Origin of the sequence: Haliea sp., from assembly GCF_040222615.1 — a bacterium.
Classification (GTDB): Bacteria; Pseudomonadota; Gammaproteobacteria; order Pseudomonadales; family Halieaceae; genus Haliea.
In genome coordinates this window covers 1-17425 of record NZ_JAVKCQ010000115.1, presented here as the reverse complement: position 1 = coordinate 17425, position 17425 = coordinate 1, and the positions used below count along the sequence as shown (strand labels likewise).

At 64.6% G+C, this 17425-nt stretch carries 13 protein-coding genes; 7 read left to right on the top strand and 6 right to left on the bottom strand.

Annotated features, from left to right (window positions below):
- Positions 1-103: 103 nt before the first annotated feature.
- A complete protein-coding gene (locus RJQ10_RS09405) occupies positions 104-1093 on the top strand; it encodes a L,D-transpeptidase family protein (protein ID WP_350145914.1) in 990 nt (329 codons plus the stop codon).
- Positions 1094-1156: 63 nt separating this feature from the next.
- On the opposite strand, the gene RJQ10_RS09400 is transcribed toward RJQ10_RS09405, so the two are convergent.
- Entirely contained in the window at positions 1157-1417 is a 261-nt protein-coding gene (locus RJQ10_RS09400; RefSeq protein WP_350145912.1) for an Lpp/OprI family alanine-zipper lipoprotein, read from the bottom strand.
- A 231-nt stretch (positions 1418-1648) separates the two neighbouring features.
- On the opposite strand from RJQ10_RS09400, the gene RJQ10_RS09395 reads away from it, so the two are divergent.
- Positions 1649-2050, top strand: a complete 402-nt coding sequence (locus RJQ10_RS09395) for a L,D-transpeptidase family protein (RefSeq protein ID WP_350145910.1) — start codon at positions 1649-1651, stop codon at positions 2048-2050.
- 22 nt (positions 2051-2072) lie between these two features.
- Here RJQ10_RS09395 and RJQ10_RS09390 read toward each other — a convergent pair whose 3' ends face one another.
- Positions 2073-3734: a L,D-transpeptidase family protein gene (locus RJQ10_RS09390; RefSeq protein ID WP_350145908.1), complete on the bottom strand. Its 1662-nt coding sequence runs from the start codon at positions 3732-3734 to the stop codon at positions 2073-2075.
- A gap of 14 nt (positions 3735-3748) precedes the next feature.
- Between RJQ10_RS09390 and RJQ10_RS09385 the strand changes: the two genes are divergently transcribed.
- Positions 3749-4450 (top strand): murein L,D-transpeptidase catalytic domain family protein, encoded by a 702-nt coding sequence (locus RJQ10_RS09385; RefSeq protein ID WP_350145906.1) that lies wholly within the window; start codon positions 3749-3751, stop codon positions 4448-4450.
- Between the two features lie 109 nt (positions 4451-4559).
- On the opposite strand, the gene RJQ10_RS09380 is transcribed toward RJQ10_RS09385, so the two are convergent.
- The gene (locus RJQ10_RS09380; RefSeq protein WP_350145904.1) at positions 4560-4898 is read right to left on the bottom strand and encodes a zinc ribbon domain-containing protein YjdM; all 339 of its coding nucleotides are present in this window, start codon (positions 4896-4898) and stop codon (positions 4560-4562) included.
- Positions 4899-4950: 52 nt separating this feature from the next.
- On the bottom strand, positions 4951-8706 hold the full coding sequence (gene putA, locus RJQ10_RS09375; protein WP_350145902.1) for a bifunctional proline dehydrogenase/L-glutamate gamma-semialdehyde dehydrogenase PutA: 3756 nt from the start codon (positions 8704-8706) through the stop codon (positions 4951-4953).
- Between the two features lie 119 nt (positions 8707-8825).
- Here putA and RJQ10_RS09370 point away from each other — a divergent pair, with 119 nt between their 5' ends.
- Positions 8826-9326, top strand: a complete 501-nt coding sequence (locus tag RJQ10_RS09370) for an Lrp/AsnC ligand binding domain-containing protein (protein WP_350145900.1) — start codon at positions 8826-8828, stop codon at positions 9324-9326.
- Positions 9327-9380: 54 nt separating this feature from the next.
- Here the strand turns inward: RJQ10_RS09370 and RJQ10_RS09365 are convergent, their stop codons facing one another.
- Positions 9381-9866, bottom strand: coding sequence for an asparaginase domain-containing protein (locus RJQ10_RS09365; protein WP_350145898.1), 486 nt, complete (start codon positions 9864-9866; stop codon positions 9381-9383).
- On the bottom strand, positions 9863-11413 hold the full coding sequence (gene pap / locus RJQ10_RS09360) for a polyphosphate:AMP phosphotransferase (protein ID WP_350145896.1): 1551 nt from the start codon (positions 11411-11413) through the stop codon (positions 9863-9865). Before pap ends, RJQ10_RS09365 begins: the two co-directional genes overlap by 4 nt.
- Before the next feature lie 161 nt (positions 11414-11574).
- Here pap and RJQ10_RS09355 point away from each other — a divergent pair, with 161 nt between their 5' ends.
- From RJQ10_RS09355 to RJQ10_RS09345, 3 genes are all read left to right on the top strand, one after another.
- Positions 11575-12138 carry a class I SAM-dependent methyltransferase gene (locus tag RJQ10_RS09355; RefSeq protein ID WP_350145894.1) on the top strand — a complete coding sequence of 188 codons (564 nt, stop codon included), beginning with the start codon at positions 11575-11577 and terminating at the stop codon, positions 12136-12138.
- Positions 12139-12141: 3 nt separating this feature from the next.
- Complete coding sequence (locus RJQ10_RS09350) at positions 12142-13902, top strand: autotransporter assembly complex protein TamA (RefSeq protein WP_350145892.1); 1761 nt, start codon at positions 12142-12144, stop codon at positions 13900-13902.
- On the top strand, positions 13899-17425 hold a 3527-nt coding region (locus RJQ10_RS09345; RefSeq protein ID WP_350145890.1), incomplete at its 3' end, for a translocation/assembly module TamB domain-containing protein. The genes RJQ10_RS09350 and RJQ10_RS09345, both read left to right, overlap by 4 nt.

The following is a 17425-nucleotide window of genomic DNA, read 5'->3' as shown; positions in this document are numbered from 1 at the left end:
CGCGGAACGCGCCAGCAGGTATCATGCCCGCTGATTTCCCGAGACTGTTGCCCCGATGCCTGATTTTCGATCGTCACCCGCCCGAGCTATCCTGGCCGGGCTGATGTTACTGCTTCTGCCTGCCGCCGGTGTGCAGGCGGAGACGCCGCCCCCTGCGGGCGCCTCCAGCGGCTTCTATCCGGTACCGCAACCCGATGAGCATCTCGTGGGGCGCCCGCAGACGACCACCGCGTCGGAAGAGGACACCCTGGTGCTGATCGGTCGTCGTTTCCGCACGGGCTATGGTGCCATTCGCGCCGCCAACCCGCTGGTGGACTCATGGTTGCCGAGGGAGGGTACGGAGGTATTGCTGCCCACCTGGCATATCCTGCCCGAGGCCCCCCGGGAAGGCATCGTGGTCAATACCGCGGAAATGAGGCTCTATCACTTTGAGGCGGCCAAGGGCGACCAGCCGGCCCGGGTCGGCGTCTACGCCATCAGTATCGGACGCGATGGCCGCGAAACCCCGCTGGCGGGTGCCCGGGTAACCAGAAAGGCAGAAAACCCGACCTGGTACCCCACGGAATCTATCCGCAAGGACCGTGCTGCGCGTGGCGAGCCGGTACCTGCAGTGGTGCCGCCGGGCCCAGCCAATCCATTGGGGACCCGCGCCCTGTATCTGAATTTGCCGGCCTACCTGATCCACGGCACCAATCGCGAGCTCGGTATCGGCATGCCGGTAACCGCAGGGTGCGTGCGCATGTACCCGGAAGACATCGAGTACCTCTATGACCGGGTGCCCGTTGGCAGCAAGGTGGAAATTGTGCACCAGCCGGTCAAGGCGGGATGGTCCGGTAACGTGCTGTATGTGGAGTCACACAATCCGCTGGAGGGCTTGGAGTTTACCCAGCAAGAGCGGCTGCAGCAGCTGCGTGCGGCCATTGCGCGCACGGTCAGTGACCGGCCGGATTTTACCGTGGACTGGGACAAGGTGCGTGATGCGGTGATGGAGTCGACCGGGGTGCCGGTGCCTGTAGGGCCGATCTGGCTGGTCGATGAAAGGCTGGGGAAAGAAGTCGTGCAGGAAGGCGGTGGTGTTACACCGGCTGGCTGATCACCGGTGGCAAAGAGCGTGGCCTGGCGGGGCATTCGCCACCGTCCAGGCCACCCACGGGAATTACTTCTGCATGGAAGTCTTGAACGCGCGGTCGATCTTGCTGTTGGCGTCGTCGGCGCTGCGCTTGGCTTCTTCAGCGGTACGCTTGGCATCATTGGCGGTGCGCTCTGCACTGGCCGCAGTCTGCTTGGCTTCGTCGGCGGAGCGCTGTGCTGCTTCAGCAATGCTGCGCACTTCGTCCAGTTGTGAGGTGCTGGCACAACCGGTTGCCAGAGCGGCGAATGCGGTGATTGCTACAGCCTTGATGAGCGTGGATTTCATTGTATTACTCCTTGAGCAGGGTTGGCCTGTCAGATCTAAGAAGCCACAAAGTGGCGGGTCACGTGCTAACTTCGAACTCCCGACCTCAGGTCCTGTGAGTCGAACCTATATAAAATACCATTGCAGGAGCATCGCAAACCAGTGATGAGAACGACGTTTAGGCGAATTTGTGCATTTTTGCTGCTTTTTTCGCTCCCTCAGGCGGTCCTGGCCTTTACCCAGGTCGATACAGTGCTGGTTGTGAAGTCGGAGCGAATGCTCTATCTCAAGTCCAACGGGGAGGTCCTGCGCCAGTATCCAGTGGCGCTGGGGCCAGTGCCCCGGGGGCACAAGCAGCAGGAAGGGGACGAACGCACACCAGAGGGCCGCTATATCCTCGATTACAAGAATTCCGAGAGCCGCTTCTACAAGTCGATTCGCGTTTCCTATCCCAATCAGCGCGATCGACTGCGGGCACTGGAGCTGGGAGTCAATCCCGGGGGCAACATCATGATTCACGGCCAGCCCGAGGGCGCGGAGGAAGGCGCCCAGCTGTTCAACTGGACCGATGGTTGCATCGCGGTCAGCAACGAACACATGGATGAGATCTGGCAGATGATTACAGTTGGGACGCCGATCGAAATTCTGCCTTGAGGGTACCGGGCGGCCCGGGTATTCAGGGGCCGTTGCAGGCTGGGGGCAGGGGTGGCGATGTCGCCGGGCGCCTGCTGAGCGCGGCCGCCAGGGCGGCGTCCCGCCCGTAAATGTCCGGGCGCAGGACCAGTGTGCCGCGGGCATCGAGGTCTGCGGTCCAGTAGTCCATCAGCAGTGGTACCGGGGCCAGCAATGGCAGGTCGCTGGTGGTACCGCTGGCGAGGCGGCTGGCCACCGCGGCCGGGTCATACTGCCGGTTGCTCCGCAGCATTTCCTCCGCCAGCGTCATCACGTCTTCCACTCGCACACAGCCGGAGCTGTCCGTGCGCTGGGCGCGAGCGAACAGTTGTTTGCCGGGGGTGTCGTGCAGGTAGACACTGAACGGGTTGGGGAAACGGATTGCGATCCGCCCCAGGGGGTTGTCGGGGCCCGGCAGCTGCCGCAGGATAATGGCGCCCGGGCGCTGCCAGTCGATTGTCTCCGGATCCAGTTGGCTGCCCTGCGCATCCAGTACCCGGAGATTCTGTTCCTGCAGATACTCGGGATTGGCGCGGATAGCGGGCAGCTTGTCCTCGCGGAAGATGGTGGGCGGCACGGTCCAGGAGGGGTTGAGGGTGAAATGGCTGACCGCAGAACGCAGGGACGGCGTTTGCCGCAGGCTCCTGCCGACGGTGGCGCGGGCGTGCCACTGGAGCTGATTGTCCCGGTAGTACGCGATATTTGCGGCGGCGATGTCAACCACAATCTGGTGTGGGAGCTGTTCGTGCTGGAGCCAGCGCCAGCGTTCCAGGTTGGCCTCGAGCTGGGCGCGTCGCTGCGCGTGAGTCTGGTTGAGCGCCGCCAGCGTGGCGGGCCCGACAATTCCGTCGACCGCAAGCAGGTGCCGGTGCTGGAAGGCTTCGACGGCGAGCGCCAACTCGCGGTCATAGCGCAGTTGGTCGACACCGCTGCCAGCGGCAGGCAGAAAGTTTTCGGCTCGCAATCGTGCCCGCAGCAGTGGAACTCGCGGGTCGCTCTGGCCGGGGCGCAGGAGTCTGCCATCGGGTAGTTGTTGCCAGGGCGCTGCATTTTCCCGCCCCGGCAGGGCCACCAGCGCTTCGCCAAGGGCGCGGTAAACAGGCAGCTCAGGCCGCGCCAGCGCGATCGCCGTCGCCGGCTCCCGGGCGAAAGCTGGCGCGCTGCCCAACAGGCTGCGGCGGGCACCGGCGAGGCTTGTCGGGCGCTGGCGCCACAGCGGCTCTATGGTCTGGCGGTCGAGCGCGCCGAATCGCAGATCGAGCTGGGCCTGCAGCCAGGCAGCGGTCATCGCGAGCTCGCGACAGAATTGCCTGCCAGCGCTGAAGCCGGTCGCCGGGGCCAGGTATCTGTCGGGATCAAGGCCATCGGCTGCCAGGCCGGCCAATGCCCGCTCCCAGGCGGTACTGGCGGCGGCCTCGTTCCAGAGGGGGCGATAATCCCGTGCGGCGTAAAACGCAGCCAGTTCCGCCACTGTCAGCGACCCGCCGACAGGCGGATCCGGATGTGTCGCCAGCACCTGTGCAAGGTGGGAGCGCAGGGCGGTCGGGGTCGCTGGCGGTTCTGTGGCGGCAATCGCCGCGTTCATCGCGCAGCAGAGCAGCAGCGCGCAGATGGCCAGGATCTGCTGGCCATCTGCGCGGGAATGAGTTAACCTGTTGTTTTGCATACGGAAAGCTTACCATGCCCGCAAGCATGCAACGCTCGATTCGGATGGTATTCTGCACTATTGCGCTGTTGGCAGGCTCTCTGCCTGCAGTTGCGTCCGCCAGTGCGGGGCTCTTCAGTGAGCTCACCAGTATCGCGCCCACGCTGGACCGCAAAGTGCTGCGCAGGGCGGTATCCGCTATGGAATGTGCCCTCGCCGGTGGTGCTGGCAACGCCGAGCGCCTGGCGATCATCGATTTTTCCCTGCCCTCGACCGAGCAGCGCCTGTGGATATTCGATCTGGAAGCCAGGGAGTTGTTGCTGCATGAACTGGTGGCCCATGGCCAGGGGTCGGGGCAGAACATGGCCTCGCAGTTTTCCAATGTATCCGGCAGTCACCAGTCCAGCATTGGCCTGTTTCGCACCAGCGAGAGCTATTACGGTCGCCATGGCTATTCCCTGCGCATGGACGGCCTGGAGCCCGGCGTCAACGATCGCGCCCGGGACCGCGCCATCGTGATTCACGGTGCAGACTATGTCGATCCGTCCTGGATCGATCGCCAGGGCCGAATCGGGCGCAGCCACGGCTGCCCGGCGGTGCGCAAGGAAGTGGCGGGGGAGGTTGTCGATACCCTCAAGGATGGCCAGTTCCTGTTCTCCTGGTACCCCGATCCTGAGTGGCTTGCCAGCTCCAGCTACCTTAACTGCCAGAGCAGGACTGTCGCCAGCTTGCAGTAACTGCCCTTGCGCTGTTCGTCGTTCCCCCATCGAGGCCCGGGGGGGCACCCGTGAGCATTCGTTTCAGCTTGGGTTGGGCTCAGGTGTTCGTTGCCTTCCTGCTCAGCGCTCAGGCCTTCTTCACGAATTCCGACTTCAATTTCATCGCGCCGATACCATCGATCTTGCAGTCGATATCGTGGTCGCCGTCGACCAGGCGAATATTCTTGACCCGGGTGCCGACCTTGACCACCAGGGACGAGCCCTTGACCTTCAGGTCCTTGATAACCGTCACGGTGTCGCCGTCCTGCAGCGGGTTGCCGTTGGCGTCGCGGAATACAGTATCCGGATCATCCGCCGCCGCATCGGTTGCCGTCCACTCATGGCCGCATTCGGGGCATACCAGCATTGCCCGGTCTTCGTAGGTAAAAGCCGAGCCGCAGGCGGGGCAGGGTGGCAGCGCTGTCATGATAATTCCTTGTGATCGCGAGCAAAGCCGCAATTATCGCACAGGCCAGCTGTCAGCTGGCCATTGTCATCAGCGATGCATTGCCACCAGCGGCGGTGGTGTCAATGCTCACGGACTTTTCCACCAGGGTCTGCTGCAGCAGGGTGGCAGGTGCCACGCAGCTGATCAGCGGCAGAATCGGGCCGTCACGGGTCGCCAGCTCCTGCGCCACCGCGTGCAGGTGCCGGCTGCGAGCGTGAACCATCGCACCCGCCAGGCCGGGAGCGTGCAGCAGCTGGCTGGCCCCGGCCAGCGGCTGCAGGGCGAACAGCGAGCCGGGCACGCCCGAAGCCACCATCGCCTGCACCAGCGCCTGCCACTCCGGCAGCAGCTCTTCCGTTGCCAGGCCTGCCACGCTGTTGCCCGCGACCAGTGCGGAAACCGCCGCCATCAGATACTCCCCGTTGCAGCGATCATCATCCAGCACCAGCAGCAGGCAACCGCGGGATTCCAGGTACAGGCAGTTCGATTCCCCGGTAGGCCCCGGCAGGACCCGCGGCGATTTGAGCAGGTCAACCGCATAGCGCAGCTGCTCGCGCACGGCAGTGAGGGTGTGCTCCAGAATCAGCGGGTTGCCATCCTGGCGTCGGGCATAGTTGGCCAGGAACTGGCGCAGGATCGATACGCGATCATTGATGCTGCGCCGTGCCCAATCCCGCCCCGCCTTTTGCACATCCTCCAACAAGCGCATGTCGCTGTCGCGGTCCGGGGCAGGCAGCGGACACTGGCCGGAGGCATTCTCCGCTTCCTCACCGGTGGTGACCAGGCGCGACAGGTACTGGGGGCCACCGGCCTTCGGGCCGGTACCGGACAGGCCGCGACCACCGAAGGGCTGGACGCCGACAATGGCCCCGATCATGTTGCGGTTGACGTAGATATTGCCGGCCTGCACGCGCTCGGCCGCGCGGTTGCAGGCCTCCTCGATACGGCTGTGAATACCGAAGGTGAGGCCGAAGCCGGTCTGGTTGATCTGGGCGAGTACGTCGTCGAAGGCATCGGCCCGATAGCGGATGACATGGACGATGGGCCCGAACACTTCCTTTTCCAGCAGTGACAGGTTGCTGATTTCATAGAGTCGTGGCGCAAAAAACGTGTGTTCGCCCGGCTCGGGAATGTCCGTGCTGTACAGCAGGCGCCCCTTTGCTTCCAGATAGCGCACATGGTCCTCGAGGCCGCGCAGGGCCTTGTGGTCGATTACCGGGCCGATGTCGGTGGACAGCAGCGCGGGGTCTCCCACCCGCAGTTCGCGCATGGCGCCGATGATCATCTCGATGACCTTGTCGGCAATGTCTTCCTGTAAAAACAGCACCCGCAGCGCCGAGCAGCGCTGGCCCGCACTCTGGAAACCGGACGTGACGACATCGCGCACGACCTGCTCCGGCAGGGCTGTGGAGTCCACCACCATGCAATTCTGGCCACCGGTTTCCGCGACCAGCGGCACCGGCGCATCCGGACGCGCCGCCAGCTGCCGCGCAAGCCAGGCGCCGGTGACGGTCGAACCGGTAAACATGACTGCCTTGATCCGCGGGTCCGGTACCAGCTGCTCACCGACCGCCTTGCCCTCGGCCACCAGCAGCGCCACCACGCCCGTGGGGAAACCACAATCCTGCATCAGCTGCAGCGTGCGCAGGGCGACCAGGCTGGTTTGCTCCGCGGGTTTGGCGACCACCGTATTGCCCGCAGCGAGTGCGGCGCTGACCTGGCCAAGGAAAATGGCCAGGGGGAAATTCCAGGGGCTGATGCAGAGCACGACGCCGCGCGGTGCCAGGCCCTGCGCGGCAAACCCGGCTTCTTCGGCGCGGGCGGCGTAGTAGCGCAGGAAATCTACTGCTTCCCGCACCTCTGCAACGCCGTCGGGAATGGTCTTGCCGGCTTCCTTGCAGCACAGCGCAATCAGCTCATCCCGGTGCGCCTCCAGCGCTTGCGCAAGCCCGCGCAGCAGATTGGCCCGGTCCGCTACCGGTGTTGCGGCCCAGCCGGCGAACGCGTCCTGCGCGCTCGCTGCGGCTGCTTCGATGGTGGCACGGTCGGCAAGCGCAATCGTGCCGACAAGCTCGGCGTGATCTGCCGGGTTGCGCACGTCCCGCTGTTCGGCACCGGGTGAGGGCGCCAGCGGCAGGGTCCGCACCCACCTCTGCATGCCCTCGCGCGCGGCAATCAGGGTCGGCGCGTCGCTGAGGTCCATGCCCGCGGCGTTGGCGCGCTCGGCGCCGTACAGGTCGGCCGGCAGGGGGATGTTGGGGTTCGCCGGCTGGCGCCAGCTGCGGACGGTTTCCACCGGGTCTTCCAGCAGCGCCTCGACCGGAATGTTCTCGTCGACGATATTGTTGACGAAGGAGCTGTTGGCACCGTTTTCCAGCAGGCGCCGCACCAGATAGGCCAGCAGATCGGCGTGCACACCGACCGGGGCGTACACCCGGCAGGGCACCTTTTCGTTTGCGACCACCTGGTCATACAGGGTTTCACCCATGCCGTGCAGGCGTTGGAATTCGTAGCCCGAGCGCTCACTGTCCAGCTCCAGAATGGTGGCAACAGTGTAGGCGTTGTGTGTGGCGAACTGTGGATAGAGGCTGTCGCGGCAAGCGAGCAAACGGGCGGCACAGGCCTGGTAGGAAACGTCGGTGCTGGCCTTGCGGGAAAACACCGGGTAGCCCTCCAGTCCTTCGACCTGGGCCAGCTTGATCTCGGTGTCCCAGTAGGCGCCCTTCACCAGCCGCACCATCATCCGGCGCCCCACTCGCAGGGTCAGCGCCCGCAGCCAGTCGATGACGAACAGGCTGCGCTTCTGGTAAGCCTGTACAGCTATCCCGAAGCCCTGCCAGTCGCCGAGATCGGGGTCGGCAAACACCGCCTCGATGATATCCAGTGACAGCATCAGCCGGTCGGCTTCCTCGGCATCCACGGTAAATCCGATGTCGTGCCTTTTCGCGGCCAGTGCAAGGGTTTTCAGCCGTGGCACCAGCTCAGTCATGACCCGATCGCGCTGGGCGAATTCGTAGCGGGGATGAATTGCCGACAGTTTTACCGAGATTCCGGGGCTGACTTCCGGTCCACGGCCGGCAGCGGCCTTGCCGATCGCTTCGATAGCACTCAGGTAGCTGTCGAAATAGCGCTGGGCGTCGGCGGCGGTACAGGCGGCTTCCCCAAGCATGTCGTAGGAGTAGCGGTAGCCTCGCTCTTCGGGCCCGCGGGCGCGTTCCAGAGCGCGGTCGATGGTGGTGCCCATTACAAACTGGGTGCCCATGATCTGCATCGCATAGCGCACCGAGGCGCGGATAACCGGCTCGCCCAGGCGCCCCATGGTTTTCTTCAGCAGGCCGAACTGGCGCGGGTTGTCCTCGTCATTGTAGTTCACCACCTTGCCGGTCAGCAGCAGACCCCAGGCCGAGGCGTTGACGAACAGTGAGTCGCTGTTGCCGAGGTGGGAACTCCAGTCGCCGTCCGCCAGCTTGTCGCGGATCAGGCGGTCCACCGTGAGCCGGTCGGGGACCCGCAGCAGCGCTTCTGCCAGGCACATGAGAACGATGCCTTCCTCGGTAGAGAGCGCGAATTCCTGCAGCAGGGCGTCAACGCCGCCCTTGCCGATCTGGGCCTTGCGGATGTTGATTACCAAGGCGCGGGCACGCTCCCAGGCGCGACTGCGGGCGGCCTGGCTGATGTCGGCAATGGGCAGCAGATGCGCCAGCACCTCGGCTTCGTCCCGACGGTAGAAGGCGTTCATTGCCTGGCGGATCGGGTCTTCGGTCTCGAGTGAATCGGTAAATAGCACAGCGCTGCTCCTGCTCTCAATATCGGGGCATTGTAGTCAGCCGGGCGCAGAATGAGCTGTTTTATTTTGATGCTGTTGTGCATTATATTCTGCCTAAATCGAATTTACCGGAATAAAATATGGCAAATTCCGCACCAAAGAAGCATGTAAGTAATGCGATGGGCGTAGACAGAATCGATCTCCAGATTCTCGCCTTACTCCAGGGCGACGGTCGGATGTCCAATGTAGAGTTGGCCCGGCGGGTGAACCTCAGCCCCAGTCCCTGTCTCGAACGGGTGCGACGGCTGGAGGCGGCAGGCTTGATATCCGGCTATAGCGCCCGTCTGGATGCTGCGGCGCTCGGCCTGGGCACCAGCGCGTTCATCCAGGTTACTTTGGACAGGACCACCGCAGAAGTGTTTGATCGCTTTCGCGATGAAGTTGTACTTATTCCGGAAGTGGCCGAGTGCCACATGGTGGCCGGGGGGTTTGACTACCTGCTGAAGCTGCGCCTGAGCGGGATGGACGCGTACCGAGCTGTGCTGGCCCGGATTGTCGATCTGCCGGGCGTCGCGCAAACGCATACATACGTGGTTATCGAAGCGATAAAACAGGATCGCGGTGTTCCACTGGGCACTTGATACTCCGGGGGCGCAGTGCATGCGCTGCCGCTGGAGTGCCAGTTGCGCCCTGGCTCAGGCCACTGCCTCAAAACGGTTTGCAGCGACATTCTTGACCACCTTGTCGGCGTCGAACACCTCGCCGTTCATGGCGATATAGACCCCGGGCGGCTTGCTCTGCACGGCACCGATAGCGCAGCCGATATTGAAAATGGCATCGGACTGGGCAAAGGCAGCCGGCTGCAGGGCGCCGGTCAGGACGATGCACTTGTCGGTAATGCCGGTCAGGGCGCGGGCTGTGGTGACCATGCCATCGGTGCCGTGGGTAATCAGCACGCACTGTTCCGCACAGCGCTCGGCGGCGGCGCGAATGGCGGCGCGGTCGCTATCGGTCATGTCCAGGCTGTCCTTGCGCATCGCGGATTCCACGGTCCAGGCGAAGCCTGCGCCCATCCGCTGCAGCAATTCGCCGATTACCGGTTCACCCACCTGGTAGTCGCTTTTCGCATCGAAATAGATTTTATCGATGGTGCCGCCGGTAGTGATGATGTGCAATTTCATGAATTCGGTGCCGTGGGCTGGAAGCGATCGCTCATTATAGCGGCAGGCTCCGGCGCTGGGTACTCGCCCCCCATGGCCGTATTCAGCGCGTTGCACAGGGTCCGCAGGATTTGTATCCGCGCGTAGCGTTTGTCGTTGCCCGCAACCAGGGTCCAGGGCGCGAATCCGGTGCTGGTATGCGCCACCATATCCTCGACTGCAATTTCGTAGTCGTTCCAGCGCTGCCGGTTGCGCCAGTCGTCTTCGGTGATCTTGTACTGTTTGTGCGGCTTTTTCTGACGATCCTCGAACCGCCGCAGTTGCTCCTCCGGGGTGATATGCAGCCAGAATTTCACCAATACACAGCCGTGGGCAACCAGCTGGCCCTCGAACTGGTTGATTTCATGGTAGGCCCGACGCCAGGCGTCCATCGGCGTCAACTGTTCAACCCGCTCCACCAGTACCCGCCCATACCAGGAGCGGTCAAACAGCGTCGCCCGGCCGTCCCTCTCCAGCTTGCGCCAGAAGCGCCAGAGGTAGTGATGGGCGCGCTCTTCATCGGTTGGCGCCGCATATTGCACGACCTGGTACAGTCGCGGGTCGATAGCGGCGGTGACGCGGCGAATGGCAGAACCCTTGCCGGCCGCGTCCCAGCCTTCAAAGACGGCGACCAGGGAGCGCCGCCGGCGGTGGGCCAGCCAGGCCAGGTCCTGCAGGTGACGCTGCTGCCGGTGGAGCTGGATCCGGTATTCGTCCTTGTCGAGGGTGAGGTCGGCAGGGACGCCGGCCAGCACGGTGGGCTGGTCTCGCCCGGGCGCTGAAGCCCTGTAGTTTGCTGGCGCGCTGGCAGGTTTGGCGCTGCGATTGGCGCGCTCCTGCAGCGCCCGCAGGATGATCTCGCCGCCGGTGATCTCCCGGTACAGGCGATCATCTGCCTCGATCAGGTGCCAGGGCGTGTGTCCGGTATCGCTACCGAGGAGTATCTGCTCCGCAGTCGTCAGGGCCCGGGGATACATATCCCACCAGTGTCCCGCATAGGCGCCCACCCTGGGGTTTTGCTGCAGTCGCGGTGCCTCCTCATCCAGCTGGTGGCGCTGGGTCTCGCGGGTCACGTGCAACCAGAGCTTGATCAGCAGCGCGCCATCGTCGTAGAGCATGCGTTCAAAGGCGTTGATTTCCTCCAGCTGGACCTGGAGATCGCGCATCCCCAGTTTGCCCTCGGTGGCGTCGTGCAGAGGTCGGGTGTACCAGGAGCCCAGGAAAATCCCGGTCTTGCCTTTGGGCGGCAACTTGCGCCAGAAGCGCCAGAAAAACGGCCGCTCCTCCTCTTCATCGGAGTGCATCCAGATAGCGCTGGTCTCGATCCGGCGAGGGTCCATCCATTCGTTGAGACGGTGGACCAGAGTGCCCTTGCCTGCGCCGGGCAGGCCCGCGACCAGGATGATCACAGGGTAGTCGCGTTCCGCCTGGTCGAACTGCGCTGCCAGCAATTTCTGGCGCAACTCCAGTTCACGGGCCTTGTATTCATCCGGCGAGAGGAACTTGCCGGTCTCCAGCGCCTCAAACATGTTCAGGGATGCTCCTTGGTATCCGCCGCCGTGCCAGCATAGGCTTGTACGCCACGCCCCGTTATAATCATACGCACTTCATGGAGATAGTCAGCATGGGCTTTTACGAACGGCACATTCTGCCGTATTGCATAAACTGCGCCTGCGGCAGCAAGCCGATAATGCAGCAGCGTGAAAAAATTGTGCCCCTGGCACAGGGTACCGTGCTGGAGATCGGCATCGGTACCGGCCTCAATCTGCCGTTTTACGATCCGGCCCGGGTCCAGCGACTGATCGGCCTCGATCCCTCGGAGAAATCCTGGGAGCTGGCGGGCAAGCGGGCGGCGCATGTCGATTTTGCAGTCGAGTTTATCGGCCTGCCGGGGGAGGAGATCCCGCTGGCTGACAACAGTGTCGATACCATTGTGGTGACCTTCAGCCTGTGTACCATCCCCGACCCCGTTGCGGCCCTGAAAGGCATGGCACGGGTGCTGCGCCCCGATGGCCAGCTGCTGTTCTGCGAGCACGGCAGGGCACCTGACCCGGAGGTGGTGCGCTGGCAGGATCGACTCAACGGCTTCTGGCAGGCGCTGGCGGGGGGCTGTAACCTGAACCGCGACATCCCCGCGCTGCTGGCCGCCGGGGGGTTTGTGACCGATAGACTGGAAACCATGTACCTGCCCGGAACCCCGCGGTTTGCGGGATTCAATTACTGGGGTCACGCACGCCTCGCCAGCGAGCACTGACGGTTGATTTCATCGCGTCGCTTCCAGGACGGGGTCCTGTTGCTGGCATTGCTGCTGCTCGCCGCTCCGGGGCACGCGCGACCGACGCTGGAGTACCGGGTTGAGGGCCTGGAGCGCGATCAGCGAGCCAACGTGGAGGCGTGGCTGGGGGTGCCGCCGGAGACCAAGTCCGCCCGGGCGAATTTCGTGACGTCTGCGCGGGATCGCGTGGAGCGCAGTCTCCAGGCCCTGGGTTACTATCGCGCCGATGTCGATGTCAACCTCGACCGGCAGCAGGATCCCTGGCGCATGGTGATCACGGTTGAAGCCGGTTCCCCGGTCACGGTCAGCGTCCTGGACCTCCAGCTCAGCGGCGGCGCAGAGCTCGACCCTGCCTTTGCACGCCTGCTAGCCAGCAAACCGCTGAACGCGGGCGATATCTTCCACCACGGCCACTATGAGTCCCTGCGCAATTCGCTGCTGAGCCTGGGGCAGCGGCGCGGCTACTTCGACGGCCAGTTGCAGGCGCGCTCGGTTGAGGTTGAGCCCACCGCCGGCGAGGCCCGGGTGCAGCTGCACTACGCCAGTGGCGAGCGCTATCGCATCGGCGAGGTGCGAATGGATGAGGAGGTCATGAGCCGGGACTTGCTGGTCAAACTGCAGAATTTCGAGGAGGGCGCCCCCTACGAACTGGGTACCCTGCAGGGCCTGCAGGCGCAGTTGCAGCGGACCGGCTACTTCTCCGCCATTACCCTGCGCCCGGCGCTGGAGGAACGCGCCGCTGGCGAAGTCCCGCTGGATCTGGAGTTGTTTCCCGCCAAGCGTCACACCATCGACGTGGGCATAGGCTTCAGCACGGATACCGAGGAAAGAGTGTCGCTGACCTGGCGCACGCCCAAGGTGAACCGCTTCGGGCACAGCCAGGAAACCCGCCTGGAGTACTCCGCAATCAATCCCAGCGGGCGTTTTACCTACAATATCCCACTCACGCACCCGCTGAACGACGTGCTCCAACTCGGGCTGCGGGTAGAGCAGAACGAGTTTGGTGATCTGGAGAGCCGCCAGCAGGAGGCGCAGGTACGGCGGGAGCAGCGATTCGGCAACTGGATCCTCAGCTATCACCTGCGGTTTCTCAATGAACAGTGGGATGCGGGTCCGGTGGCTGGCAATGAGGATTACCTGCTGCCCGGTATCTCCATTTCCCACAAGCGTCGCGATGGCCCCCTGGTCAATCCCACGCGCGGCTTCAGCCAGTTCTATTCGGTGGAAGCCACCTCCAGTTACATGGGGTCCAGCGTCGACATGACGCGTCTGTACGCCAACTGGATCTACGTTCTCCCGCTGGCGGAGCGGCACCGGCTGGTGGCCCGTGCGGAGGCGGGCGCCGCACTGCTGGGAGATGGTCAGCGGGACGACCTGGCGCCGTCGCTGAGCTTTTTCGCCGGCGGCTCCCAGAGTATTCGCGGCTTCGGCTATCAATCCATAGGCAACGAGGTGGACGTGCTCCTCAGCGATGGCGAGGAGCGCGAGTTCGTTCTCGGTGGCAACCGGCTGGCGGTGGCCAGTCTGGAATACCAGTATGCTTTCCTCAAGGAATGGCGCGCGGCGGTTTTTGTCGACGGCGGCGATGCGTTCGATGAGGGTGAGTTCGATGCCAATTACGCGGCCGGCCTCGGCGTCCACTACATGACGCCGGTGGGCGCCATAAAGCTGGAGCTGGCGCGCAGTCTCAGTGAGGAAAATCCAGGCTGGCGGGTGCATATCAATATCGGGGCAGAGTTTTGAAGCGCCTCGCCCGCGGTTTTTTCCTGCTGCTGGTGCTGCTGCTGGCGCTGGTATTGGCGGCGCCGTTTACCGCGTCCGGCACCCGGCTGCTGCTGGCACTGCTGCCCGCGTCGGGTCCCCTGCAGGTCGACTACCACAGTGGCCGGCTGGCCGGGGAGTTTCGCCTGCGGCGGTTGCAGCTGGTCACGGCGGATATCGAGCTGCAGCTGACCGATCTGCACGCAGAGCTGAAGCCGGCTTGCCTGTGGCAAAGCAGGTTCTGCTTCACGCAGCTTGAGCTGGGCAAGCTCGCGCTGGAGGTGTTGGCGGGCGGCGATGACAGCGCCGCGGCCGCAACGTCCACTGACCCACTGGTGCTGCCCGTGAGTGTGCGGGCGCCGCGAGTGGGTATTGCTGACCTGCAGCTGCGCTGGCCGGGGGGCAGCTGGGAGCAGCAGCGGGCAAGCCTCGGGCTGGAGCTGGATGAGTCCGGCATATATCTCGACCAGGTAGTGGTTGCCGCCGGCCTGCTGACTCTGGCGGCGGCAGCGGAGGACGACGCTCCCCCGAAGCCCGAGCCGCTGCGGCTGCCGGAAGTTGGCCTGCCGCTGCTGCTGGCAGTGGAGAGCCTGGAGCTGCAGTCTCCCAGGCTGCGGATGGGCGAGGTTGAACAGGGGCTGGAACGGCTGGCACTGAGTCTGCGCTGGCAGGGGACGGAGCTGGTGGTGGCTGATCTCGAAGCTGACAGCGATGAGTGGGGCGCCCTGGCTCTGGCCGGTGAACTCGACATGGCCGGAGACTGGCCCCTGGCGCTTGAGCTGCTGGCGACACCCGCGCCCGATGTTCTGCCGGAAGCGCTGCGGGGTCGCTCCTTCGCCCTGCGCCTGGATGGAGAAATGGATGCCCTGAAGCTTGCGCTTGATATGCCTGGTGAGCCGGCCTTGCAGCTTGCCGCGGAGGTGAACCTGCTGGATCCAGCGCTGCGCTTTGTGGCCGATGCCCGCCTGCAGGGGGAGGAGGGCATTGCGCTGGCGGAATACCTGCCGGGATTGCCACAGGAACTGGCGGCCGCCAGCCTGAACCTGCCGCTGGCAATGACCGCGGAGGGTACTCTGCAGGCCCAGGCGATATCCCTGCAGACGCGGCTGCAGGAGGTCGGCTACCCGGCGCTTGACCTGCGCCTTGCCGCTTCCCACGCCGCGGGACTGGTTACGGTGCAGGAGTTGCATCTCGCCGGCGGCGAAGGTGAGGGCAGCCTCAGTCTGGCGGGAACGCTGGAATACGGCGACGCCTTGCGCTGGCAGGCAACACTGCAGTCGCCGGGCATCGCGCTACCGTCCCTGAGCGACTATGTCTTCGGCAATGTCAGCGGCAGTCTGGCTGTGACGGGCAGCCTGGTCGGCGGGCGCTGGGAGCTGACCCTGGACGATGTGGCGGTCGACGGCGATGTCAACGGTCTGCCGGCCACCCTGAGCGGGGATATCGCCCTCGCCGCGGATAGCTACATTAGCTCGGGAGAATTGTTGGCCGAGGCCAATGGCGCGCGCCTGCGCCTGGCCGCTGGCGGCACTGGCACCGCGGCCGTGGTCGAGATTGCCATCAGCGATCTGGGACGCTGGCAGGCGGGCAGTCGCGGCAGTGCCGAGCTGCGGGGCGATTGGCATGTGGAGACATCCACGCTCGATCTTCAGGGAAGTCTCGCCGACCTGCGCTGGCGCGCCATCGTGCTCGAACAGGGTACCCTGGCCGGATCGCTGGACCTGGCCGCGAATGGCGCGCTCGATGCCGGCCTCAGCCTGCGGCAAGTGGAGGTGGGTGACCTGTCCCTGGGTACGGTTGCGGCTCGCATCAGTGGCAGCCGCGAAGCGCCTCGCTTGACGCTGGCATCAGGCGGCAGTCTGGCGGGCGAGCTGCGCATTGCGGGGCGGCAGGAGGACGCAGACTGGGTCCTGTCGGTCAGTACTGAGGGCTTGCAGACGCCCCTGGGGCCGCTGGCACTGGCGGCTCCCTTCACCGTCCGCTACGGAGCGGATCAGACCAGCGTTGCCGCCCACTGCTGGCAGCTCCCCCAGAGCTCCCTGTGCACCTCGGAATGGGTATTGGGGAGCGCTGGCGGTGGCACTGCCAGCCTGGACGGTGACCTGTCCCTGTTTGCGGCGTTGCTGCCACAGCAGTTGCAGGTCGAGGGGCCGCTGACGGCCGCCTTGCGCGCCGAGTGGCAGCCGGATTCGCCGCTGCGGGCCACGGCACAGATCCTGAGCCCGGAGGGGACGCTTACCCAGTTCTATCCAGAGGGAGAGTCCGCGACCTTGAGTTGGGATTCCCTCAGTGCGAGTCTGGATCAGGGCGGCAACGGGCTGGTTATCGATGCCCACCTGCAGCAGGAGGGGAAGCGGGTAGTCGGCCTGGAGCTCCGGCTGCCCGCCGATCGCGACGCCCCGCTGGCGGGCGATCTTGAGCTGGAGCAGCTGCAGCTCACGACCCTTCTGCCGTTCCTGCCCCAGCTGTCGCGGCTGGAGGGAGCGCTGAATGGCTCCCTGCGCCTGGAGGGCACGCTGGCGGAGCCGGGGGTTCAGGGTGAGCTGCGCTGGAGCGGTGGCGCGTTGGAGGCCCATGCCAATCCCACCGAATTGCGCGATCTGGAACTGGCCGTTCGCCTGCTGGGGGACCGCGCAGAGATCGCCGGAACCGGAGTGCTCGGCGGCGGCGAGCTGGAAATCAGCGGGGATGCCCGCCTGCGACCCGAGCTGGAATTGACCCTCGCCCTGCGCGGCGACAGTAATCGCCTGCTCTATCCGCCCAGCACGCAAATGGTGGTGAGCCCGGACCTGCGGCTTAGCGCCAGTTCCGACCGTGTTGTGGTCGGCGGCGAGGTGAGGGTGGTCTCCGGGGTGCTGGCCTATGAACAGTTGCCCGCGGGCAGTGTCTCCCTGTCCCCCGATGTCGTCGTGGTGGATTACGCCGGCAATCTGGTCACGGCGGAAAGCGCGCTGAATTTCGATGCCGAAATCCGGGTGCGGATCAGCGATCGGTTCCGGGTTCAGGGGCGCGATTTGAATGTGACCGTCGGCGGTGACCTCTCTCTGCAACAGGTCTCGGGGCAGCCCTTGCAGTTGTTCGGCAATCTCAATATTGTCGGGGGCGAGTTCCGCGCCTACGGTCAGCGGCTGCTGGTACGCCAGGGCAGGGTTTCCTTTACCGGGCTGCCGGAAAACCCCGATCTCAACCTGCGGGCAGAGCGGGAAATCGCCGCCGAGGACGTGCGCGCCGGCGTACTGGTCAGCGGCACCCTGGAAGAGCCCCAGATCACCCTGTATTCGGAGCCGGCACTGTCGCAAACCGAGACCTTGTCCTACCTGGTGCGCGGGCGCGGCATGGACAGTGGAGCGGGAGCCGATGGCACCGCCATGGCGCTGTCGGTGGGTACGGGGCTGGTCAACCAGAGTGCCATCGTGGCGGAACTCAATCGCCTGCCGGGTTTGCGCAATGTGGAATTTGGCGCGGAGGGTTCCGAGGACGAGACCGCGGCGACGGTCAGTGGCTA

Excerpts from the sequence above, each read along its gene's own strand:
- RJQ10_RS09405 (WP_350145914.1), top strand. The coding sequence starts at position 104 with ATGTTACTGCTTCTGCCTGCCGCCGGTGTGCAGGCGGAGACGCCGCCC.
- RJQ10_RS09400 (WP_350145912.1), bottom strand. The coding sequence starts at position 1,417 with ATGAAATCCACGCTCATCAAGGCTGTAGCAATCACCGCATTCGCCGCT.
- RJQ10_RS09390 (WP_350145908.1), bottom strand. The coding sequence starts at position 3,734 with ATGCAAAACAACAGGTTAACTCATTCCCGCGCAGATGGCCAGCAGATC.
- RJQ10_RS09385 (WP_350145906.1), top strand. The coding sequence starts at position 3,749 with ATGCCCGCAAGCATGCAACGCTCGATTCGGATGGTATTCTGCACTATT.
- RJQ10_RS09380 (WP_350145904.1), bottom strand. The coding sequence starts at position 4,898 with ATGACAGCGCTGCCACCCTGCCCCGCCTGCGGCTCGGCTTTTACCTAC.
- RJQ10_RS09370 (WP_350145900.1), top strand. The coding sequence starts at position 8,826 with ATGGCAAATTCCGCACCAAAGAAGCATGTAAGTAATGCGATGGGCGTA.
- RJQ10_RS09365 (WP_350145898.1), bottom strand. The coding sequence starts at position 9,866 with ATGAAATTGCACATCATCACTACCGGCGGCACCATCGATAAAATCTAT.
- pap (WP_350145896.1), bottom strand. The coding sequence starts at position 11,413 with ATGTTTGAGGCGCTGGAGACCGGCAAGTTCCTCTCGCCGGATGAATAC.
- RJQ10_RS09355 (WP_350145894.1), top strand. The coding sequence starts at position 11,575 with ATGCAGCAGCGTGAAAAAATTGTGCCCCTGGCACAGGGTACCGTGCTG.